Consider the following 17865-nt stretch of genomic DNA (forward strand, 5'->3'; position numbering starts at 1 on the left):
CCGTCAGCGGGTGTTGCCCCAGCGCGCCTGCTCCAGCAGCTCCACCGCGCGTTCCCGGGTCGACGGGTCGTCGTCGGCACGCAGCAGCGCCGTCGCCTCGTCCACCGCGTCGGTCAGGTGCCGCCATTGGAGATCCCGCTCCCGGACCAGATCCGACTGGGCGGCGAGCTGCCGCGTCTTCACCCACAGGTCGACGAAGACCGTCACCTTGGCGCGCAGCACCCACGGGTCGAACGGCTTGGTCAGGTAGTCGACCGCGCCGGCCGCGTAGCCGCGCAGCGCGAGCTGCGCGTCCTTGTCCGCGGCGGTCAGGAAGATGATCGGTACGTGCCGGGTGCGCTCGCGCCGCTTGATGTGGGTGGCGGTCTCGAACCCGTCCATGTCCGGCATCTGGGCGTCCAGCAGGATCACCGCGAAGTCGTCCACCAGGAGCTGCTTGAGCGCCGCCTCGCCGCTCTCCACCGCGACCGACTGCACCGGGAGACCCTGGAGGATCGCCTCCAGCGCCATCAGGTTCTCCCGCCGGTCGTCCACCAGCAGGGCCTTGGCCGTCTGCGTCACGCGTTCTCCTCGCCTCGGCTCCGGCCGATCCAGGACGCCATCAGTTCGATCAGCTCGTCCAGGTCCACCGGCTTGGTGATGTAGTCGCTGCCGCCGGCGCCGAGCGCCGACTCCCGGTCGCCGGGCATCGCCTTCGCGGTCAGGAACACGACCGGCAGGTCCGCGAACCGGTGGTTGCGGCGGATCTGCGCTGTCGTCTCGTACCCGTCCTGGTCCGGCATCATGGCGTCCATCAGGACGATGTCCACCTCCGGGTGCTCGGCGAGCTGGCGGACACCGTCCGCCCCGTTGTCCGAGTACAACACGGTCATCCCGTGCAGTTCCAACGCGGACGTCAGCGCGAACACGTTCCGGACGTCGTCGTCGATGATCAGCACGGTCACGCCGTCCAGGCGCCGGGTCGCGGGCGTCTCCTGCGGCTGCGGCAACTCCATCGGCATGAGCAGCGACGACGGCAGGCCCGCGCGGCTCGGCGACGGTGGCGCCGGTGCCACCACCGCGTCCGGCGCCAGCACATCGGGTACGAAGAGGGTGAACGTCGACCCCTGACCGGGCGCGGACGAGACGGTGATCGTGCCGCCGAGCAGGCGGGCCAGGTCACGGCTGATGGACAGGCCGAGCCCGGTGCCGCCGTAGCGGCGGCTGGTGGTGCCGTCCGCCTGCTGGAACGCCTCGAAGATCAGCGAGAGCTTGTCGTCGGAGATCCCGATCCCGGTGTCTATCACGGTGAACGCGATCACCCGCTGCGCGTTGGTCAGCGCCGGCACGTCGAAGACGGCGTTCTCGGCCGCCGGGCCGATCCGCAGCGTCACCGCGCCGTTGTCGGTGAACTTCACCGCGTTCGACAGCAGGTTGCGCAGGATCTGCTGCAACCGCTGGGCGTCGGTGACCAGCGCGGGCGGCAGGTCGCGGCTCACCCGCACCTGGAAGTCCAGGCCCTTCTCCTCGGCCTGCGGCGCGAACGCCTGCTCGACGTAGCCGCGGATCTCGGCGAACTGGATCTCGGTGGGCTCCACGTCCATCCGGCCCGCCTCGATCTTGGACAGGTCGAGGATGTCGTCGATCAGCGACAGCAGGTCCGACCCGGCGCCGTGGATGGTCCGGGCGAACTCGATCTGCTTCGCGCTGAGGTTGCGCTCCGGGTTCTCGGCCAGCAGCCGGGCCAGCAGGAGCAGCGAGTTCAGCGGCGTACGCAGCTCGTGGCTCATGTTCGCCAGGAACTCCGACTTGTACGCCGACGCGCGGGTGAGCTGCTGCGCCTTCTCCTCCAGGCCGAGGCGGGCCAGCTCGATCTCCCGGTTCTGCGTCTCGATGTTGGCCTTCTGCTCGGACAGGAGCTTCGCCTTGTCCTCCAGCTCGGCGTTGGTGCGCTGCAACTCGGCCGACTGGTCCTGCATCTCGTGCGCCAGCCGCTGCGACTGCGCCAGCAGCTCCTCCGTACGCCGGTTGGCCTGGATGGTGTTGACCGCGACGCCGATGGTGAGCACCAGCCGCTCCAGGAACGCCAGGTGCAGCTCGGAGAACGTGGCCACGCCGGCGAACTCGATGACGCCGAGCAGCTCGCCCTCGAACTGGACCGGCAGCACCACCAGGTCGGCCGGGGGCGTGTCGGCCAGCCCGGACCGTACGACGAGGCGCCCGTCCGGCTGCGCCTTGACCCGGATCGTCCGACGCGACAGGGCGGCCTGCCCGACCAGCCCCTCACCCGGGCCGAACGTGACGTCGTGGCCGCGTGCCACGTACCCGTAGGAGGCGGTGAGCCGCAGCCGCATGCTGCCCTCGGAGCTGTCCGTCAGGAAGAACGCGCCGAGTTGCGCGTCCACCAGCGGGGTCACCTCCTGCATGATCATGCGGCAGACCTCGCCCAGGTCGCGCTGGCCCTGGAGCAGACCGCCGATCCGGGCCAGGTTCGAGTCCAGCCAGCCCTGCTCGGCGTTCTTCTTCGTCGTCTCCCGGAGGGTGACGATCATCTGGTTGATGTTGTCCTTCAGCTCGGCGACCTCGCCCTGCGCCTTCACGTTGATCCGCTGGGTCAGGTCGCCGCGGGTCACCGACGTGGAGACCTGCGCGATGGCGCGCAACTGCGTGGTCAGGGTGGAGGCGAGCTGGTTGACGTTCTCGGTGAGGTCGCGCCACGTACCGGACACGCCCTTGACCTGGGCCTGACCGCCCAGCTTGCCCTCGGTACCCACCTCACGCGCCACGCGTGTGACCTCGTCGGCGAACGAGGAGAGCTGGTCCACCATCGTGTTGACTGTGTTCTTCAGCTCCAGGATCTCGCCCTGCGCGTCCACAGTGATCTTCTGACCCAGGTCGCCGTTCGCCACCGCCGTGGTGACCGAGGCGATGTTCCGCACCTGGCTGGTCAGGTTCGAGGCCATCGAGTTCACGTTGTCGGTCAGGTCCCGCCACGTACCCGAGACGCCCTTGACCTGGGCCTGACCACCCAGCTTGCCCTCGGTACCCACCTCACGGGCCACGCGCGTGACCTCGTCGGCGAACGACGAGAGCTGGTCCACCATCGTGTTGACTGTGGACTTCAGCTCCAGGATCTCGCCCTGCGCGTCCACTGTGATCTTCTGCGACAGGTCACCCTTGGCGACAGCCGTCGACACCTGGGCGATGTTGCGCACCTGCGCGGTCAGGTTCGACGCCATCGAGTTCACGTTGTCGGTCAGGTCGCGCCAGGTGCCGGCGACGCCGCGCACCTGCGCCTGACCACCCAGCTTGCCCTCGGTACCCACCTCGCGCGCCACCCGGGTCACCTCGTCGGCGAACGACGAGAGCTGATCCACCATCGTGTTGACAGTGGACTTCAGCTCCAGGATCTCGCCTCGCGCGTCCACTGTGATCTTCTGCGACAGGTCACCCTTCGCCACCGCGGTGGTGACCGAGGCGATGTTCCGCACCTGGCTGGTCAGGTTGGACGCCATTGAGTTCACGTTGTCGGTCAGGTCGCGCCACGTACCCGAGACGCCCTTGACCTGGGCCTGACCACCCAGCTTGCCCTCGGTACCCACCTCACGGGCCACCCGGGTCACCTCGTCGGCGAACGAGGAGAGCTGGTCCACCATCGTGTTGACTGTGTTCTTCAGCTCCAGGATCTCGCCCTGCGCGTCCACAGTGATCTTCTGACCCAGGTCGCCCTTGGCGACCGCCGTGGAGACCTGGGAGATGTTGCGGACCTGGCTGGTCAGGTTGCCGGCGAGCTGGTTGACGTTCTCGGTGAGGTCGCGCCACGTGCCGGAGACGCCTCGTACCTGCGCCTGGCCGCCCAGCTTGCCCTCGATGCCCACCTCGCGGGCCACCCGCGTGACCTCGTCGGCGAACGACGACAGCTGGTCCACCATCGTGTTCACGGTGTCCTTCAGCTCCAGGATCTCGCCCTGGGCCGCCACCGTGATCTTCTGCGACAGGTCACCCTTCGCCACCGCCGTCGACACCTGGGCGATGTTGCGCACCTGCGCGGTCAGGTTCGACGCCATCGAGTTGACGTTGTCGGTCAGGTCCTTCCAGGTGCCGGCCACGCCCGGCACCTCGGCCTGGCCGCCCAGCTTGCCCTCGGTGCCCACCTCGCGGGCCACCCGGGTCACCTGCTCGGCGAACAGCCGCAGCGTGTCGGTGAGCGAGTTCATCGTGTCGGCCAGCTCGGCCACCTCGCCGCGCGCCCCGACCGTGATCTTCTGCGACAGGTCGCCCTTCGCCACAGCCGTCGCCACCTGGGAGATCGACCGGACCTGCCCGGTGAGGTTCGACGCCATGGTGTTCACCGAGTCGGTGAGGTCCTTCCAGGTGCCGGCCACCCCGCGCACGTCGGCCTGGCCGCCCAGCTTGCCCTCGGTGCCCACCTCGCGGGCCACACGCGTCACCTCGTCGGCGAACGACGAGAGCTGGTCCACCATCGTGTTCACGGTCCGGCCGATGCGCAGATACTCACCGCGGAGCGGGCGACCGTCGATCTCCAGCGCCATGTGCTGGGACAGGTCGCCGTCGGCCACCGCCACGATGACCCGGGCGATCTCGGTGGTCGGCCGGCCCAGGTCGTCGATGAGCGAGTTGACCGCCCGCTGCCCCTCCGCCCACGAGCCGTCCAGGCCCTCGTCGTCCAGGCGCTCGGTGAGCCGGCCGTCACGGCCGACGATCCGGCTGATCCGCCGCAGGTCCAGGTGCTGCCGCTCCTGCAACGACACCACGTCGTTGAAGGCGTCGGCGACCTCACCGGGCAGACCCGCCCGCCGGGGCAGGCGCACCCGCAGATCGCCGCGCCCCACCCGACGCAACGCCTCGACCAGTTCGCCGAGGAGCGCCTCGTGGTCGGACGCGGACGGGTCAGCGGTCACCGACTGATTCACCGTGGCCATCGTTCCTCGCTCCGCTCGGGCTCGTGCGGTCACACGGGCCATCCCATCATTGTGCCGCGCGATCCGTCGAGGTCACCGCGTGTGATCGCGCGTCACGTGCGGTATCGACCCGGGTGGTGGGTTCACCGGGACGCTTGGCACCCGGGGTGGAGGCGGTGGAGGATACGAAGGTGTCAGCGGAGGCAGGGCCTGCTAGCGGGGGCGCGGACGAGCGCGTCCGCCGGGTCCGCCTCCCCGCCGACCGCCGCACGCCGGCGGCGGCCCGCGCACTGGTCCGCACCATGCTGCTCGAAGCGCGGCTGCCCGAACTGCTGAACGAGGCGCTGCTGCTCACCACCGAGCTGACCACGAACGCCGTCGAGCACGCGCGTACCGAACTGGACATCGAGGTCGACACCGACCACAACGGCCTCACCGTGACAGTCACCGACTTCGCCTCCGGCCCGGTCGACGAGCTGATCGTGGGCGTGCGCAACACCACGTCCGACATCACCGAGGTCGCCGCCCGGGGGCGCGGCCTGCTGCTCGTCGACCACTTCTCCAGCCGGTGGGGCACCACGTACCTGCCCACCGGCAAGGGCGTCTGGTTCCGCCTCGACCGGCCCGGCCCGGGTGGGTCCGCCCGGCCGTCGGCCGGCCCACTGCGCGTCGCCGAACCGGACCGAAACGGCGACGGTACGCCGAGCGCCGCGGCCATGAGCGAGTTGATGCAGCTCACCCCCGACGCGTACGCCGACGAGCCGCTGCCCGAGTTCGCCACCGGACTGCTGACCCGGGTCGGCGAGATGGTGGGCGCCGCCGGTGGCACGGTACGGCTGGACCGGGGCGACGGACTCGGCACCCAGGTCTTCGCCAGGTACGGCCGGCCGCCACGCGACGGCAGCGAGCTGCTGCGCGTACCGCTGGCCGTGCACCGCCCGTACGCCGGTGAGCTGGAGCTGGACGCGGCGCCCTCGGCGTACGCGCGGCCACTCGCCGTGCTGGCCGCCGAGCGGCTGTCGCTGCACCTGGAGAACGACCGGCTGCGCCGCGCCGACGTACGCCGGTCCACCTGGCTGACGTTCCTGGCTGAGGCCAGCGAACTGCTCGCCCAGTCGCTCGACGTCGAGCTGACCATGGCACTCGTCCCGCAGCTCGTGGTGCCCCGGCTCGGCCAGTGGTGCGCCGTGCACACCACCGACGAGTGGGGCCGGCTGCGCCTCGCCGCGTCCAGCCACGCCGACGAGGCGATGCTGCCGCAGCTGCACCGGATCCTCCAGGAGACCGGCCCGGACTCGATCCAGTCCCGGCTGCGCGAGGCGTCCCGCAACGCCGCCCAGGTGCCGCTCGGCGGACCGATGGAGGGTTTCGCCGTACCGCTTATCGCCCGCGGCCAGCGGCTCGGCACCCTCGCCGTGGGCCGCCACCAGCGGCACCGGCACGACCCGGACGAGGTGTCGGTGCTGGAGGACGTGGCCCGCCGCGCCGCCCTCGCCATCGAGAACGCCCGCATCCACGCCGAGCGCCGCCGGGTCGCCCAGACGCTCCAGCAGTCGCTGCTGCCGCCGGTGCTGCCGGTGGTCGAGGGCATCGGCTTCGCCGCCGAGTACGTCCCGACCGGCGACGACGCGGAGGTCGGCGGCGACTTCTACGACGTGCTTCCGCTGCCGGACGGCCGCTGGCTCGTGGTGGTCGGCGACGTATCAGGCAAGGGCGTGCAGGCCGCCGCCGTGACCGGCCTGGTCCGGGACGTGATCCGGGTGCTCGTCGGTGACGGCAAACCGCTGCCCGAGGTGCTCGGCCGGCTCAACGAGACGCTCGTGGAGCGCGGCGGCGGACGCTACTGCACGCTGGCGCTGGCGGCTGTCGCACCCGGCGACGGCGGCCAGCTCGACGTCTCGCTGCACCTGGCCGGCCACGACCGCCCGGTGCTGCTGCACGGCGGTGGAGGGGCGACGTTCGTCGGCGTCGGCGGTACGGCGCTGGGCCTGCTCGACGCGATCACCACACCGACCGCCGAGCTGACGCTCAAGCCCGGGGACGCGCTGATCTTCTACACCGACGGGGTCACCGAGCGGCGGCGCGGACGCGAGCTGTTCGGCACCGACCGGCTGCGCGAGTCGGCGGCGCCGCTGGCCGGGTACTCGGCCGACGTGGTGGCCGCCCGGCTGCGCGCCGCCACCATCGCGTTCTCGGTCGAGCCCCCACGCGACGACATAGCCATCCTGGTCCTCCGAAACGACACCCCCTAGCCCTCCCACCCCGCGCGGGGCGGGCCCGCGTCCGGACACGCGCCCCGTCGATCATGAACTTAGCCGCTCAATTCGCCCGTTTCCTCCCCGTCAACTTCATGGTCAACCCACTTCGGCACGCCACTGACGCGCCTCAGGCCGCCCGTTGGCGCGCGGGCCGGCTGGTGCCGGGGAGGGCGAGGCGGTCAGAGGCCGCCGGGGAGGCGACCGGGAGCCAGGCGGTGGTGCGGGTCCAGGTGGGCCTTGGCGCTACGCAGGCGCGGCAACGCGGGCAACTCGCCCCAGAGGTCCACGGCACGGCGTACCGCCGCCGGCGCGGCCACCACCACGCACCGGCCCCGCCGGGCGATCAGCACGCTGCGGACGGCGGTGAGGATCGAGGCGACCCGCTCGGGGGGCAGCGCGCCGGACAGGGCGGCGTGCACGGTGCCCGAGCCGACCGAGCCGCGTACCGGCACCGGGCCGCCGGTGGCGTCGCGCAACGCGTAGACGGCGGCGTGCAGGTCGCCTATCGGCACCTCGATGCGCAGCGCCGTGTCGCCGGGCGCGAACGGGTAGCGCCCCCACCATTCCGGCGCGTGGTGACCGACTATCGCCTCGGCGCCGAGGACCGCGGTGAGCCGCTCGGCCCGCTCGGTCACGTCGGCCGGGCCGCCCTCCAGCAGCACCACCAGGCTGCCCGCCGCCGGTCGCCCGGTCACGGCCGGGTGGTCGGGGCGGTTGACCACCGACGGGTGCGTGGCCGGGATGCGACGCCGGGGCAGCGGCACCGGCACCGGCAGGTCCAGTTCGACGGCGGCCGGGTCGACGTCGGCGGCCAGGACGGCCCGGACCAGGTCGTGCACCTCCAGCGGCGTCCACACCGGACGGGACACCCAGAGCCGCCCGGCCGGCACGGCGTGCACCCGCATGGTGGCCGAGACGAGCACGCCGAGCCCGCCCTGCGAGCCGCAGAGCAGCCGGGCCACGTCGAGCCCGGGCACCTCGCCCCGGCCGAGGATCGCGTCCCCGCCACCCGGCCGGCCGGCGCCGCTGCCCGGGGCGGCCCGGCCGAGCGCCTCCGTGCCGGACTCGCCGACGCTGACCAACTCGCCGTCGGCGTCGAGGTAGCGCACCCCGACGAGCTGGGCGCAAGGGCTGCCGTGCCGGTGCCGCAGCGGACCGGACTCGTCGGCGGCGAGCACCCCGCCGAGCGTCGCGCCCGGCGAGGGCGCGTCGACGGGCAGCCGCCGGTTGGTGCGCGCCAGCGTGGCCTGGACCGCGCGCAGCGGCGTACCGGCGCCGATCTCGGCCACCGCCGCGTCACGCGGCTCGTGCCAGACCCCGGCGAGGCGGCCGGTGTCGAGCATGATGTCCACCTGTTCCGGCGCGGCACCCCAGTCGATCTTCGTGCCGGCGCCGCGGGGCACCACTGTCAGGTCGTACGCGGCGGCCAGCCGCAACACCTCCGCCGCGGCGTGCGGGCCGCCCGGCACTGCCACCCATCGGGCGGTACGGCCGGCCACCTCGTCGGCCGGGCCGGCGAAGCGGGCGAACGGGTCGCCGCAGATCGCGGCCAGCTTCCGGGTGATGTCGAGGGCTCCGAGCCGGGGGGTGGAACGTGCCGCATCCGCCATGGCGGTTATCGTACACATGTTCGAAAGACCTGGCGGCGAGTCGTGGGATTCGGTCGGCGGGCGAGCCCGGCGGCGGCCCGGCGACCGGTAACGTGGCGCCGTGACCGAAACCCCACCGCCCGTCGCCAAGCGCGTCCCGTCCGAGCGCGTCCACCACGGTGACACCGTGATCGACGAGTACGCCTGGCTCGCCGTCAAGGACGACCCGGACACGATCGCGTACCTGGACGCCGAGAACGCGTACACCGAGGCGCGCACCGCCCACCTGGCCGGGCTGCGCGCGGAGCTGTTCGAGGAGACGCGCCGGCGCACCCAGGAGACCGACCTGTCGGTGCCGACGCGCAAGGACGGCTACTGGTACTACACCCGTACGGTCGAGGGGCAGCAGTACGGCGTGCACTGCCGCCGCGCGGTGCGGGCGGGCGAGACGGCGCCCCCGGTCAGCGTGGACGGCGCCCCGCTCGACGGCGAGGAGGTGCTGCTCGACGGCAACCAGCTCGCCGAGGGGCACGACTTCTTCTCCCTCGGGGCGTTCGACGTCAGCCCGGACGGGCGCTGGCTGGCCTACTCCACCGACTTCTCCGGCGACGAGCGCTTCACGCTGCGGATCAAGGACCTGACCACCGGCGAGTCGCTGCCGGACGAGGTGCCGGACACGTTCTACGGCACGGCCTGGTCCAGTGACGCGTCCACGCTGTTCTACGTGACGGTGGACGAGGCGTGGCGGCCGAACCGGGTCTGGCGGCACACCGTCGGCACGTCGTCCACCGAGGACGTGGTGGTCCACCAGGAGGACGACGAGCGGTTCTGGGTCGGCGTCGAGCTGACCCGCTCCGAGCGCTTCGTGGTCATCGACATCCACAGCAAGATCACCAGCGAGGTGTGGGTGATCCCGGCGTCCAACCCGACCGGTGCGCCCGCCGTCGTGGCCCCGCGGCGTCAGGGCATCGAGTACGCGGTGGAGCACCACGGCCACCGCTTCCTGATCCTGCACAACGACGGCGCGGAAGACTTCGCGCTGGCGTACACCTCGGCGGACGCGCCGGGCGAGTGGGAGCCGCTGATCCCGCACACGCCCGGCACCCGGCTGGAGGCGGTCGACGCGTTCGAGAACCACCTCGTGGTGTCGCTGCGCACCAACGGGCTGACCGGCCTGCGGGTGCTGCCGGTGGGCAGCGACGACAGCTGGGACATCGACTTCCCCGAGCCGATCTACAGCGTGGGGCTGGACGCGAACCCGGAGTACCGCACGAACGAGGTACGGCTGCGCTACACCTCGCTCGTCACCCCCGACTCGGTCTACGACTACGACCTGGTGACCCGTGAGCTGACGCTGCGCCGGCAGAAGCCGGTCCTTCCCGGGCCGGACGGGCGGGCGTACGACCCGGCCGACTACGAGCAGCACCGGGACTGGGCGCTCGCCGACGACGGCACCCGCGTACCGATCTCGCTCGTCTGCCGCCGCGACACGCCGCGCGACGGTTCGGCGCCCGCCGTCATCTACGGCTACGGCTCGTACGAGGCGAGCATGGACCCGTGGTTCTCGATCGCCCGGCTGAGCCTGCTCGACCGCGGCGTGATCTTCGCGGTGGCGCACATCCGGGGCGGCGGTGAGCTGGGCCGGCGCTGGTACGACGAGGGCAAGCTGCTGGCCAAGAAGAACACGTTCACCGACTTCGTGGCCTGCGCCCGGCACCTGGTCAAGGCGGGCTGGACGGCGAGCGACAGGCTGGTCGCCCGGGGCGCCTCGGCCGGCGGCCTGCTGATGGGCGCGGTGGCGAACCTCGCCCCGGACGCGTTCACCGGCATCGTCGCGCAGGTGCCGTTCGTGGACGCGCTCACCTCGATCCTCGACCCGTCGCTGCCGCTGACCGTGACCGAGTGGGAGGAGTGGGGCAACCCGCTCGACGACCCCGAGGTCTACGCGTACATGAAGTCGTACACGCCGTACGAGAACGTGACCACCGTCGAATACCCGGCGATCCTGGCGGTGACCAGCCTCAACGACACCCGCGTGCTCTACCACGAGCCGGCCAAGTGGATCGCCCGGCTGCGGTCGTTCGCGCCGGCCGGCGACTACCTGCTCAAGACCGAGATGGGCGCGGGTCACGGCGGTCCGAGCGGCCGCTACGACTCGTGGCGCGAGGAGGCGTTCGTCAACGCCTGGATCCTCGACCGCGTCGGCCGCGCCGTGTAAGGAGGGGCCCTTCCCTACACCTGGGCGAGCGCGGCGGACAGCACGTGCTGGTCGGCGTTGCCGCCGGTCACGACCGCGACGGTACGGCCGGTCGGCAGCTCGCCACTGTGGAACAGCCGGGCGGCCAGGGCGACTGCGCCGCTCGGCTCGGCCACCAGCCGCACGTCCCGCAGCAGCCGGCCGGTGGCCGCCATGATCTCGTCCTCGGTGACCGTGACGATGCCGTCGAGCCGCTCGCGCAGGTGGGCGAGCGTCAACGCGGACAGGTTCGTACGCAGCCCGTCGGCGCAGGTCCGGTAGGTGCGTTCCACGTCCCAGACCACCACCTCGCCGGCGGCGAGCGACTCCTGGGCGTCGGCGGCCAGTGCCGGCTCCACGCCGATCACGGCGGCCGACGGGCGCAGCGCCTTGACCGCCGTGGCGACGCCCGAGCCCAGCCCGCCGCCGCCGACCGGCACCAGCACCACGTCGACGTCCGGCAGGTCGGCGACGATCTCCAGCCCGATGGTGCCCTGCCCGGCGATGACCGCCGGGTGGTCGAACGGTGGCACCAGCGTCGCGCCGGTCTCCGCCACCATCCGTTCCGCCTCGGCGAACCGGCGGGCCGGCGGCACCAGTCGCACGTCCGCACCGAGTGCCCGCATCCGGGTCACCTTGACCTCCGGCGCGCCCTCGGGGACCACCACTGTGCAGGGCACGCCGAACGCGCGGGCCGCGTACGCCAGCGCCTGACCGTGGTTGCCCGACGAGTGGGTGACCACGCCCCGCGACCGGGTCGCCGGGTCGAGCCGGGCCACCGCGTGGGTGGCCCCGCGCAGCTTGAACGACCCCACCGGTTGCAGGTTCTCCGGCTTGAGCCACAGCTGATCGTCCCAGAGCGCCGGCACCAGCGGAGTCCGCAGCACGGTGCCGGCGACGTCCTCTGCGGCGGCGCGGACATCGGCGATCGAGATCAGCTCCATCGCACCAACCTAGACTGCCCGCATGAGTGCGGAGGAGCCCGCGGCGGCGCGACGGGGACCGACCTGGCTGATCCTCGTGGTGGTCGCCGCCGCGCTCGTGGTCTGCTGCTGTTCGACGGTGATCGGCTTGACCGTCGCCGGCTCCGCCGGCCTGCTCGGCCGCTGACCGCTCAGCCCGCGCGCAGTTCCTCCACCGAGGTCGCGGTGCGCAGGAACAGCAGGCCGGCCACGACCGTGCACAGCACCGCCGCCAGCCCGCCCGCCGCGAGCCAGGCCAGCTGATCCCACGGTACGTCCGGCGGAACAGTCGTCTTCGGCACCCATTCGGTACGGGTGTACCGCGCCGCGGTGGCCGGGTCGCCGCACAGTTCCGTGCCGGCGTCGCAGATCGTCCGCGTGAAGCCGCCGTTGCTCGGTGCCGGCATGACGCCCCGGACCAGCAGGTAGCCGACCGTCAGCGCGAGCCCGATCGCGGGTACGGCGGGGGCGAGCGCGGCCCAGAGCAGCGACCGGCCGATGGTGGCCCGTGGCACGCCGGTCGCCACCTGCGCCGCGTACGCCCGCCGCCGGCTGGTGATCCCCTCGACCACCGCCACGAGCAGCCCGCCGCCGGCGATCGCGATCGCCACCACGACCGCGAGGTCGACCAGGTCCATCGCGCCGAGGTAGAAGCCCGGGTCGGCAAGTCCGGAGCCGGTGCGGCGGGTCACCTCGGCCTCGGCCTGGAAGTCGGCACGCAGTCCCGCGGCACCGGCGCCGAAGATCAGCGCGGCCAGCAGCGCGGCGAACGTGCGGCTGCCGGCCCACGGGTCGGCGGCCAGCCGGCGGGCGGCCAGCAGTGCGGCCGGGCCGCGTCCGTGCCGGTGCAGCAGCCGGCCGGTGTGGTACGAGATCCAGCCGGTGCCCGACACCACGCCGATCATCGCGGTCAGCCCGCCGACGACGAGCAATGTCGGCACCAGCCAGTCGGGGGCCACCGCGCCACGCCGTTCGTACCAGAGCAGGAGCGGGCGGATCGCGGCGAACATCGCCAGCGCGGCGAGGACGAGCACGCCCGGCCACGGCCAGGGCGCCCGGGTGCGGACCCGGCGTACGACGCCGAACGGGGTGGTGGTGACCCGCCGCAGCAGCAGCGCGCTGACCAGCGCGGCCACCAGCGGCAGGCCGAGCACCACGGCGGCCACGGCGACCGGCGCCGGACGCACGTCGGTGGGCAGCGGCAGCCGCCCGTCGGCGTCGGGCCGGTGCAGCAGCCGGCGCCCGGCCAGGAAGACGGCCAGGCCGACGAGGGTACCGAGCAGGCTCGCCACGCCGGTCTCGGCAACCGCGACCCGGGTGACCTGCCCGGGGGTGGCGCCGGCCAGCCGGAACGCGGCGAGCCGCCGGTCCCGGCCGGGCGCACCGAGGCGGGCGCACTGCCCGGCCAGTCCCAGCACCGGTACGCAGAGCAGCAGCACCGCGAACGCGACGCCGGGACGCAGGCCGGGTTCCCGCAGCAGGGCGTTCGTGTACTGGTCGGACTGCGTCCAGGCATCGCCGGGCGGCTTCACCACCGCCAGCACTGTCAGCGCGGCCAGCCCGGCCAGCGTCGCCAGCGCGGCGCTCACCGCGGTCAGCACCACCCGGGCGATGTCGGTGCGGGTGCCGGCCAGCGCGAGCCGCAGCAGCGTGCCCGGCCTCACCGTGATCCGCCCGGCAGCGCCGGGTCGAGCCCGAGGCCGGTGTGGTCGACCCTGCCGTCGCGCAGGCTCACCTCCCGGTCCGCGTACGCGGCGATGCGCGGCTCGTGGGTCACCAGCACGACTGTGGTGCGCTGCTCGCGGGCCAGCCGGACGATCTGGGTGAGCACCTGCTCACCGGCCAGCGTGTCGAGCGCGCCGGTCGGTTCGTCGGCGAAGATCACCCGTGGTTCGGTGACCAGGGCGCGGGACAGCGCGCACCGTTGCTGCTGCCCGCCGGACATCTCGCCGGGCCGGACGTCGGCGACGTCGGCCACACCGAGCCGGTCCAGCCAGGAGAGTGCCGCCGTCCGTGCCGCTCGCCGCCCCGTGCCGGCGAGCAACAACGGAAGGGCGACGTTCTCCGCCGCGGTCAGCTCGGCGACGAGCTGGCCGAACTGGAACAACACCCCGAATTCGGTACGGCGCAGCCGGGAGCGGGCCGCCTCCGGCCACGTGTCGATCCGTTCACCGCGCCAGGTGACCTGACCGGCGTCGGGACGCAGGATGCCGGCCAGGCAGTGCAGCAAGGTGGACTTGCCGCATCCGCTCGGCCCGGTGACCGCGAGGATCTCGCCTTCGGCCACGTCGAGCGTCACGCCACGCAGCGCGGGCGTGTGGCCGTACGCGCGGACCACGCCGCGCGCTTGCAGGAACGTCACGAGTGCACCTCCCGGTGCCAGTCGACGACCCGGTCCAGGGTGGTGTGCAGCCACCGGAGGTCGGCGTCGAGGTGGGCGACGGCGAAATCGGCGGCGACCACCTCGTCGAGGCGGGCACCGGGGGCGGTCTTGAGCGCTGTCAGCTCACGCAGCCGCTGCGTGTGCGCCCGGCGCTGGGCGATCAGGTAGCCGCGGGCCTGGGCGGCGTCTGCCACCAGGAGCGCGACGACCACCTTGGCGAACAGCGTGCTCGCCACGTACGGCATGGGTGGTTCGACGGTGCCCAGCCAGTGGTCGAGCGCCGCCCGCCCGTCGTCGGTGAGCGCGTAGGCGGTCCGGTCCGGACCGCCGTCGCGTTCCTGGCCGGCCGGCACGACCAGGCCGTCCCGGTGCAGGCGGGCCAGCGTCGCGTAGACCTGCCCGAAGGCGAGCGGCCGGGCCCGGGGCAGGCGCTCGTCGTGCGCGCGCTTCAGCTCGTAGCCGTGGCGTGGCCCGGCGGCGAGCAGCCCGAGCAGGACGTGCTGAGTGGACACCTCCCTTACTATTCGCTGAGTGAATAGCGCTGTCAAGAACGGCCCGCGCGGGACAACGCGGGCCGTTCGGATCAGCGGGTCCAGGCCGGATCACGTCCGGCCCGGCCGAGCAGCGCGTCCATGCCGTCCGGTGCCGCGTCGGTGGGCACCGGCGGGCCGAACGCGCCCATCTTCTGGCCCGTGTCGCCCATCCGGTCCATGAACTCGTGCCCCGCCGCAACCACCGCGGGGTCCACTGTCAACTCCTGGCCGGTGGCCCGCGCCAGATCCCATCCGTGAACGGTGAGGTCGATCAGCGCCATCGAGCCGACCGTCTCCTGCGGCAACCCCATGCCGGGCGAGACGCCCTCCTGCGTGGCCGGATCGGACCACGCCTCGGTGAGCCGGATCGTCTCGGTCGCGAACCGGTCCCGCCATCCGTCGGTCAGATGATCGGTCTTGCCGGACCAGTCGACCTCCTCCCGACGCGCCAGCGCCTGGAAGTTGACCACCACGTCGAACAGGTGATTGAGCAGGTCGCGCACTGTGTAGTCGGGGCAGGGCGTGGGCAGGGCGAGCTGGTCGTCCGAAATGCCCCGTACCACCGCCGCCGTACGCGGCGCCGCGACGGCGAGCAGCTCACTAGTCTTCGTGCTCATAGTGGCAGCGTATGAGGGCGGTCTTGAAGAAATGCGACACGAACCGCGGCGTGACAACCGGGGCATCCTCGATCCCGTCCGGCTTCGGCAGCAGGTCCGGTTCCGGCGCCGGATGGCCGCCCCGGCGTTGCGCCAGTGGGTGGAGCACTACTGGCTGATCGACTGGGACCTGGACGAGCCGTTCGAGCAACGGGTGGTGCCGCATCCCGCCGTGAACGTGGTGTTCCAGGCGCAGGAGGGCGCGCCCGAACAGGGCGAGATCGCCGGCGTCGACACCGGCCTGTTCGCCGTCACGCTGCACGGCGCCGGCCGGGTCTCCGGCGTCCAGTTCCGCCCGGGCGGTTTCCGGCCGTTCTGGCGGCGCCCGGTCGCCGAGCTGACCGGCCGGCGCGTACCGATCCCGGACGGGCCGGTCTGCCCGGGCACCGACGACGAGCGCTGCGCGAGCCTGGACGCCCTGCTGACCTCGTGGTCGCCGGTCGCTGATCCGCTCAACGCGGAGGCCACCGCCCTGGTCGAGGAGATCCGCGCCGACCGGACCGTGCTGCGGGTGACCGACTTCGCCCGGCGGCGGGCCGTCTCCGTCCGCCGGCTCCAGCGCCTCTTCCTGGACCACGTCGGCGTCGGTCCGAAGTGGGTGATCCGCCGCTACCGGCTCCAGGAGGCGATCGAACAGGCCGCCGCCGGGCCGCTCGACTGGTCGCGGGTCGCCGCCGATCTGGGGTACGCCGACCAGGCCCACCTGGTCCGCGAGTTCACCGCCGTCGCCGGGGTGTCACCCGCGGCGTACGCCCGCTCGCTGGCCGCCCTGCGACAGTGACGCGGGGCGGGCCGCGCCGATGCGGGTCAGCGGCGGCGGACCGCCACCACCGCCACGTCGTCGTGGATCTCCGGCGGTGCCAGCTCGACGAGCAGCCGCCGGCAGAACTCGTCCAGGTCGTCGTCCACCCGGGTGGCGGCCACGCCGAGCGCCGCCATGCCGTCGTCGATCGTGGCGTCCCGCCGTTCGATCAGCCCGTCGGTGTAGAGCACGAGCGTGGCCCCGGCGGGCAGCACGAACTCGAGGTCGGGCGGGCGCGGCGCGCGTACGCCGAGCAGCGGCGCGGACTGCGTCACGAACTCGACCCGCCCGTCCCGGCTCAGCAGTGCCGGCAGGTGCCCGGCGCTGGCCAGCCGGACCAGCCCGGTCGGCGGGTGGAGCAGCAGGACGCAGATGGTGGCTAGCTCGGTCGGCAGCAGGGTGCGCATCAGCTCGTTGACCCGGTCCAGGATCACGCCCGGCTGGTGCCCCTCGACCGCGTACGCCCGCACCGCGTGCCGCAGCTCGGCCATCACGGTGGCGGCGTGCAGCGAGTGCCCGGCCACGTCACCGATCGCCACCAGCAGGTGCCCGTCGAGCATCACCAGCTCGTAGAAGTCGCCGCCCACCTCGGTCTGGGCGCTCGCCGGCTCGTACCGGACGGCCAGGTCCAGGCCGTTCACGTCCGGCAGCCGCTGCGGCAGCAGGCTGCGCTGCAACGTCACAGCGATCCGGTGCTCCTCGTCGAAGGACCGCTGCGCCTCCACCGCCGAGGCGACCGCCTGGGCGAGCTGCACCAGCACCGGCGTGCGTACGGTCTGGGTGGCGGTCGGCACCACCACGTAGAGCGGGGCCCGGTCCTCGCGCAGCCGGGACGCGGCAACCGTCACGGTGTCGCCGTCCGGCCAGCCGGCCAGCGCCCAGTTGGCCGGCTCGTCGACGCGTACCCGGGTGCCGATCGGCACTCCGGTGTCGTCCACCACCCACGGCACGATGGTGGCCGGCGTGTGCGGGTCGACCGCCACTCCGGCCAGGCAGTCCCCGTCGAACGTCTCCGCGACGACCGCCGCGGGGGCGTTGAAGATCCGTGCCGCGCCGCTCGCGGCCGCCTCCAGCAGCCGGACGAAGTTCGGTGTCGCGTGCATCTCGACTGTGGCGTCGGCGAGCGCGGCGAGCCGTTCGGCGAGCTGCTCGGCCCGGCGCCGGGCCTGGTAGTAGCGCAGCACCGCGTGGGCGGTGGCGACCAGTTCCTCCGGCTCGATCGGCTCGGCCAGGTAGGCGTCCGCGCCGCGGGTGAGGCCCTGCGCCCGGTCCACCACGTCGACGGCGTGCGCGGAGACGTGGATGACGGGGATCGACGGGTACGCCTCCTTGATCCGCTCGCACACCTCGAAGCCGCTCATGTCGGGCAGCCGGACGTCGAGCACCACGAGGTCAATGTGTTCCCGGGCCACCCGGTCCAGCGCCGCCGTGCCGGTCTCCGCCTCGACGGTGACGAAGCCGGCCCGGGTCAGCCAGTTGACCAGCAGATATCGCTTGGGGCCGCTGTCGTCGACCACAAGCACGGTCACCGGCCCGCCGTCCACC

General features: G+C 72.8%; 13 protein-coding genes. 4 read left to right on the top strand and 9 right to left on the bottom strand.

Annotated features, from left to right (window positions below; all coding sequences use genetic code 11):
- Positions 1-3: 3 nt before the first annotated feature.
- Both OC439_RS25240 and OC439_RS25245 read right to left on the bottom strand, forming a co-directional pair.
- Positions 4-561, bottom strand: coding sequence for a two-component system response regulator (locus OC439_RS25240; RefSeq protein ID WP_013283536.1), 558 nt, complete (start codon positions 559-561; stop codon positions 4-6).
- A complete protein-coding gene (locus OC439_RS25245; RefSeq protein ID WP_262015610.1) occupies positions 558-4922 on the bottom strand; it encodes a HAMP domain-containing protein in 4365 nt (1454 codons plus the stop codon). Before OC439_RS25245 ends, OC439_RS25240 begins: the two co-directional genes overlap by 4 nt.
- A 170-nt stretch (positions 4923-5092) precedes the next feature.
- Here OC439_RS25245 and OC439_RS25250 point away from each other — a divergent pair, with 170 nt between their 5' ends.
- A complete protein-coding gene (locus OC439_RS25250) occupies positions 5093-7153 on the top strand; it encodes a SpoIIE family protein phosphatase (protein WP_262015611.1) in 2061 nt (686 codons plus the stop codon).
- A gap of 185 nt (positions 7154-7338) precedes the next feature.
- On the opposite strand, the gene OC439_RS25255 is transcribed toward OC439_RS25250, so the two are convergent.
- Complete coding sequence (locus tag OC439_RS25255; protein WP_262015612.1) at positions 7339-8769, bottom strand: FAD-binding oxidoreductase; 1431 nt, start codon at positions 8767-8769, stop codon at positions 7339-7341.
- Positions 8770-8869: 100 nt separating this feature from the next.
- Between OC439_RS25255 and OC439_RS25260 the strand changes: the two genes are divergently transcribed.
- Complete coding sequence (locus tag OC439_RS25260; protein WP_262015613.1) at positions 8870-10966, top strand: S9 family peptidase; 2097 nt, start codon at positions 8870-8872, stop codon at positions 10964-10966.
- 14 nt (positions 10967-10980) lie between these two features.
- Here the strand turns inward: OC439_RS25260 and OC439_RS25265 are convergent, their stop codons facing one another.
- Entirely contained in the window at positions 10981-11928 is a 948-nt protein-coding gene (locus OC439_RS25265) for a threonine/serine dehydratase (protein ID WP_262015614.1), read from the bottom strand.
- A 22-nt stretch (positions 11929-11950) separates the two neighbouring features.
- Here OC439_RS25265 and OC439_RS25270 point away from each other — a divergent pair, with 22 nt between their 5' ends.
- The gene (locus OC439_RS25270) at positions 11951-12094 is read left to right on the top strand and encodes a hypothetical protein (RefSeq protein ID WP_262015615.1); all 144 of its coding nucleotides are present in this window, start codon (positions 11951-11953) and stop codon (positions 12092-12094) included.
- Positions 12095-12098: 4 nt separating this feature from the next.
- On the opposite strand, the gene OC439_RS25275 is transcribed toward OC439_RS25270, so the two are convergent.
- From OC439_RS25275 to OC439_RS25290, 4 genes are all read right to left on the bottom strand, one after another.
- On the bottom strand, positions 12099-13610 hold the full coding sequence (locus OC439_RS25275; RefSeq protein WP_262015616.1) for an FtsX-like permease family protein: 1512 nt from the start codon (positions 13608-13610) through the stop codon (positions 12099-12101).
- The gene (locus OC439_RS25280) at positions 13607-14308 is read right to left on the bottom strand and encodes an ABC transporter ATP-binding protein (RefSeq protein WP_262015617.1); all 702 of its coding nucleotides are present in this window, start codon (positions 14306-14308) and stop codon (positions 13607-13609) included. Before OC439_RS25280 ends, OC439_RS25275 begins: the two co-directional genes overlap by 4 nt.
- Positions 14305-14841, bottom strand: a complete 537-nt coding sequence (locus tag OC439_RS25285) for a PadR family transcriptional regulator (protein ID WP_262015618.1) — start codon at positions 14839-14841, stop codon at positions 14305-14307. Before OC439_RS25285 ends, OC439_RS25280 begins: the two co-directional genes overlap by 4 nt.
- 71 nt (positions 14842-14912) lie before the next feature.
- Positions 14913-15479, bottom strand: coding sequence for a TIGR03086 family metal-binding protein (locus tag OC439_RS25290; RefSeq protein ID WP_262015619.1), 567 nt, complete (start codon positions 15477-15479; stop codon positions 14913-14915).
- Positions 15480-15510: 31 nt separating this feature from the next.
- Between OC439_RS25290 and OC439_RS25295 the strand changes: the two genes are divergently transcribed.
- Positions 15511-16299, top strand: coding sequence for a helix-turn-helix domain-containing protein (locus OC439_RS25295; protein WP_262015620.1), 789 nt, complete (start codon positions 15511-15513; stop codon positions 16297-16299).
- Between the two features lie 26 nt (positions 16300-16325).
- Here the strand turns inward: OC439_RS25295 and OC439_RS25300 are convergent, their stop codons facing one another.
- A complete protein-coding gene (locus OC439_RS25300; protein WP_262015621.1) occupies positions 16326-17864 on the bottom strand; it encodes a SpoIIE family protein phosphatase in 1539 nt (512 codons plus the stop codon).
- Position 17865: the final 1 nt, after the last annotated feature.

The organism is Micromonospora sp. Mcm103 (assembly GCF_024519755.1).
GTDB classification, from domain to species: domain Bacteria; phylum Actinomycetota; class Actinomycetes; order Mycobacteriales; family Micromonosporaceae; genus Micromonospora; species Micromonospora aurantiaca.

Coding starts and splice junctions, on each gene's coding strand:
- OC439_RS25295 (WP_262015620.1), top strand. CDS start 15,511: ATGCGACACGAACCGCGGCGTGACAACCGGGGCATCCTCGATCCCGTC.
- OC439_RS25265 (WP_262015614.1), bottom strand. CDS start 11,928: ATGGAGCTGATCTCGATCGCCGATGTCCGCGCCGCCGCAGAGGACGTC.
- OC439_RS25245 (WP_262015610.1), bottom strand. CDS start 4,922: ATGGCCACGGTGAATCAGTCGGTGACCGCTGACCCGTCCGCGTCCGAC.
- OC439_RS25290 (WP_262015619.1), bottom strand. CDS start 15,479: ATGAGCACGAAGACTAGTGAGCTGCTCGCCGTCGCGGCGCCGCGTACG.
- OC439_RS25270 (WP_262015615.1), top strand. CDS start 11,951: ATGAGTGCGGAGGAGCCCGCGGCGGCGCGACGGGGACCGACCTGGCTG.
- OC439_RS25255 (WP_262015612.1), bottom strand. CDS start 8,769: ATGGCGGATGCGGCACGTTCCACCCCCCGGCTCGGAGCCCTCGACATC.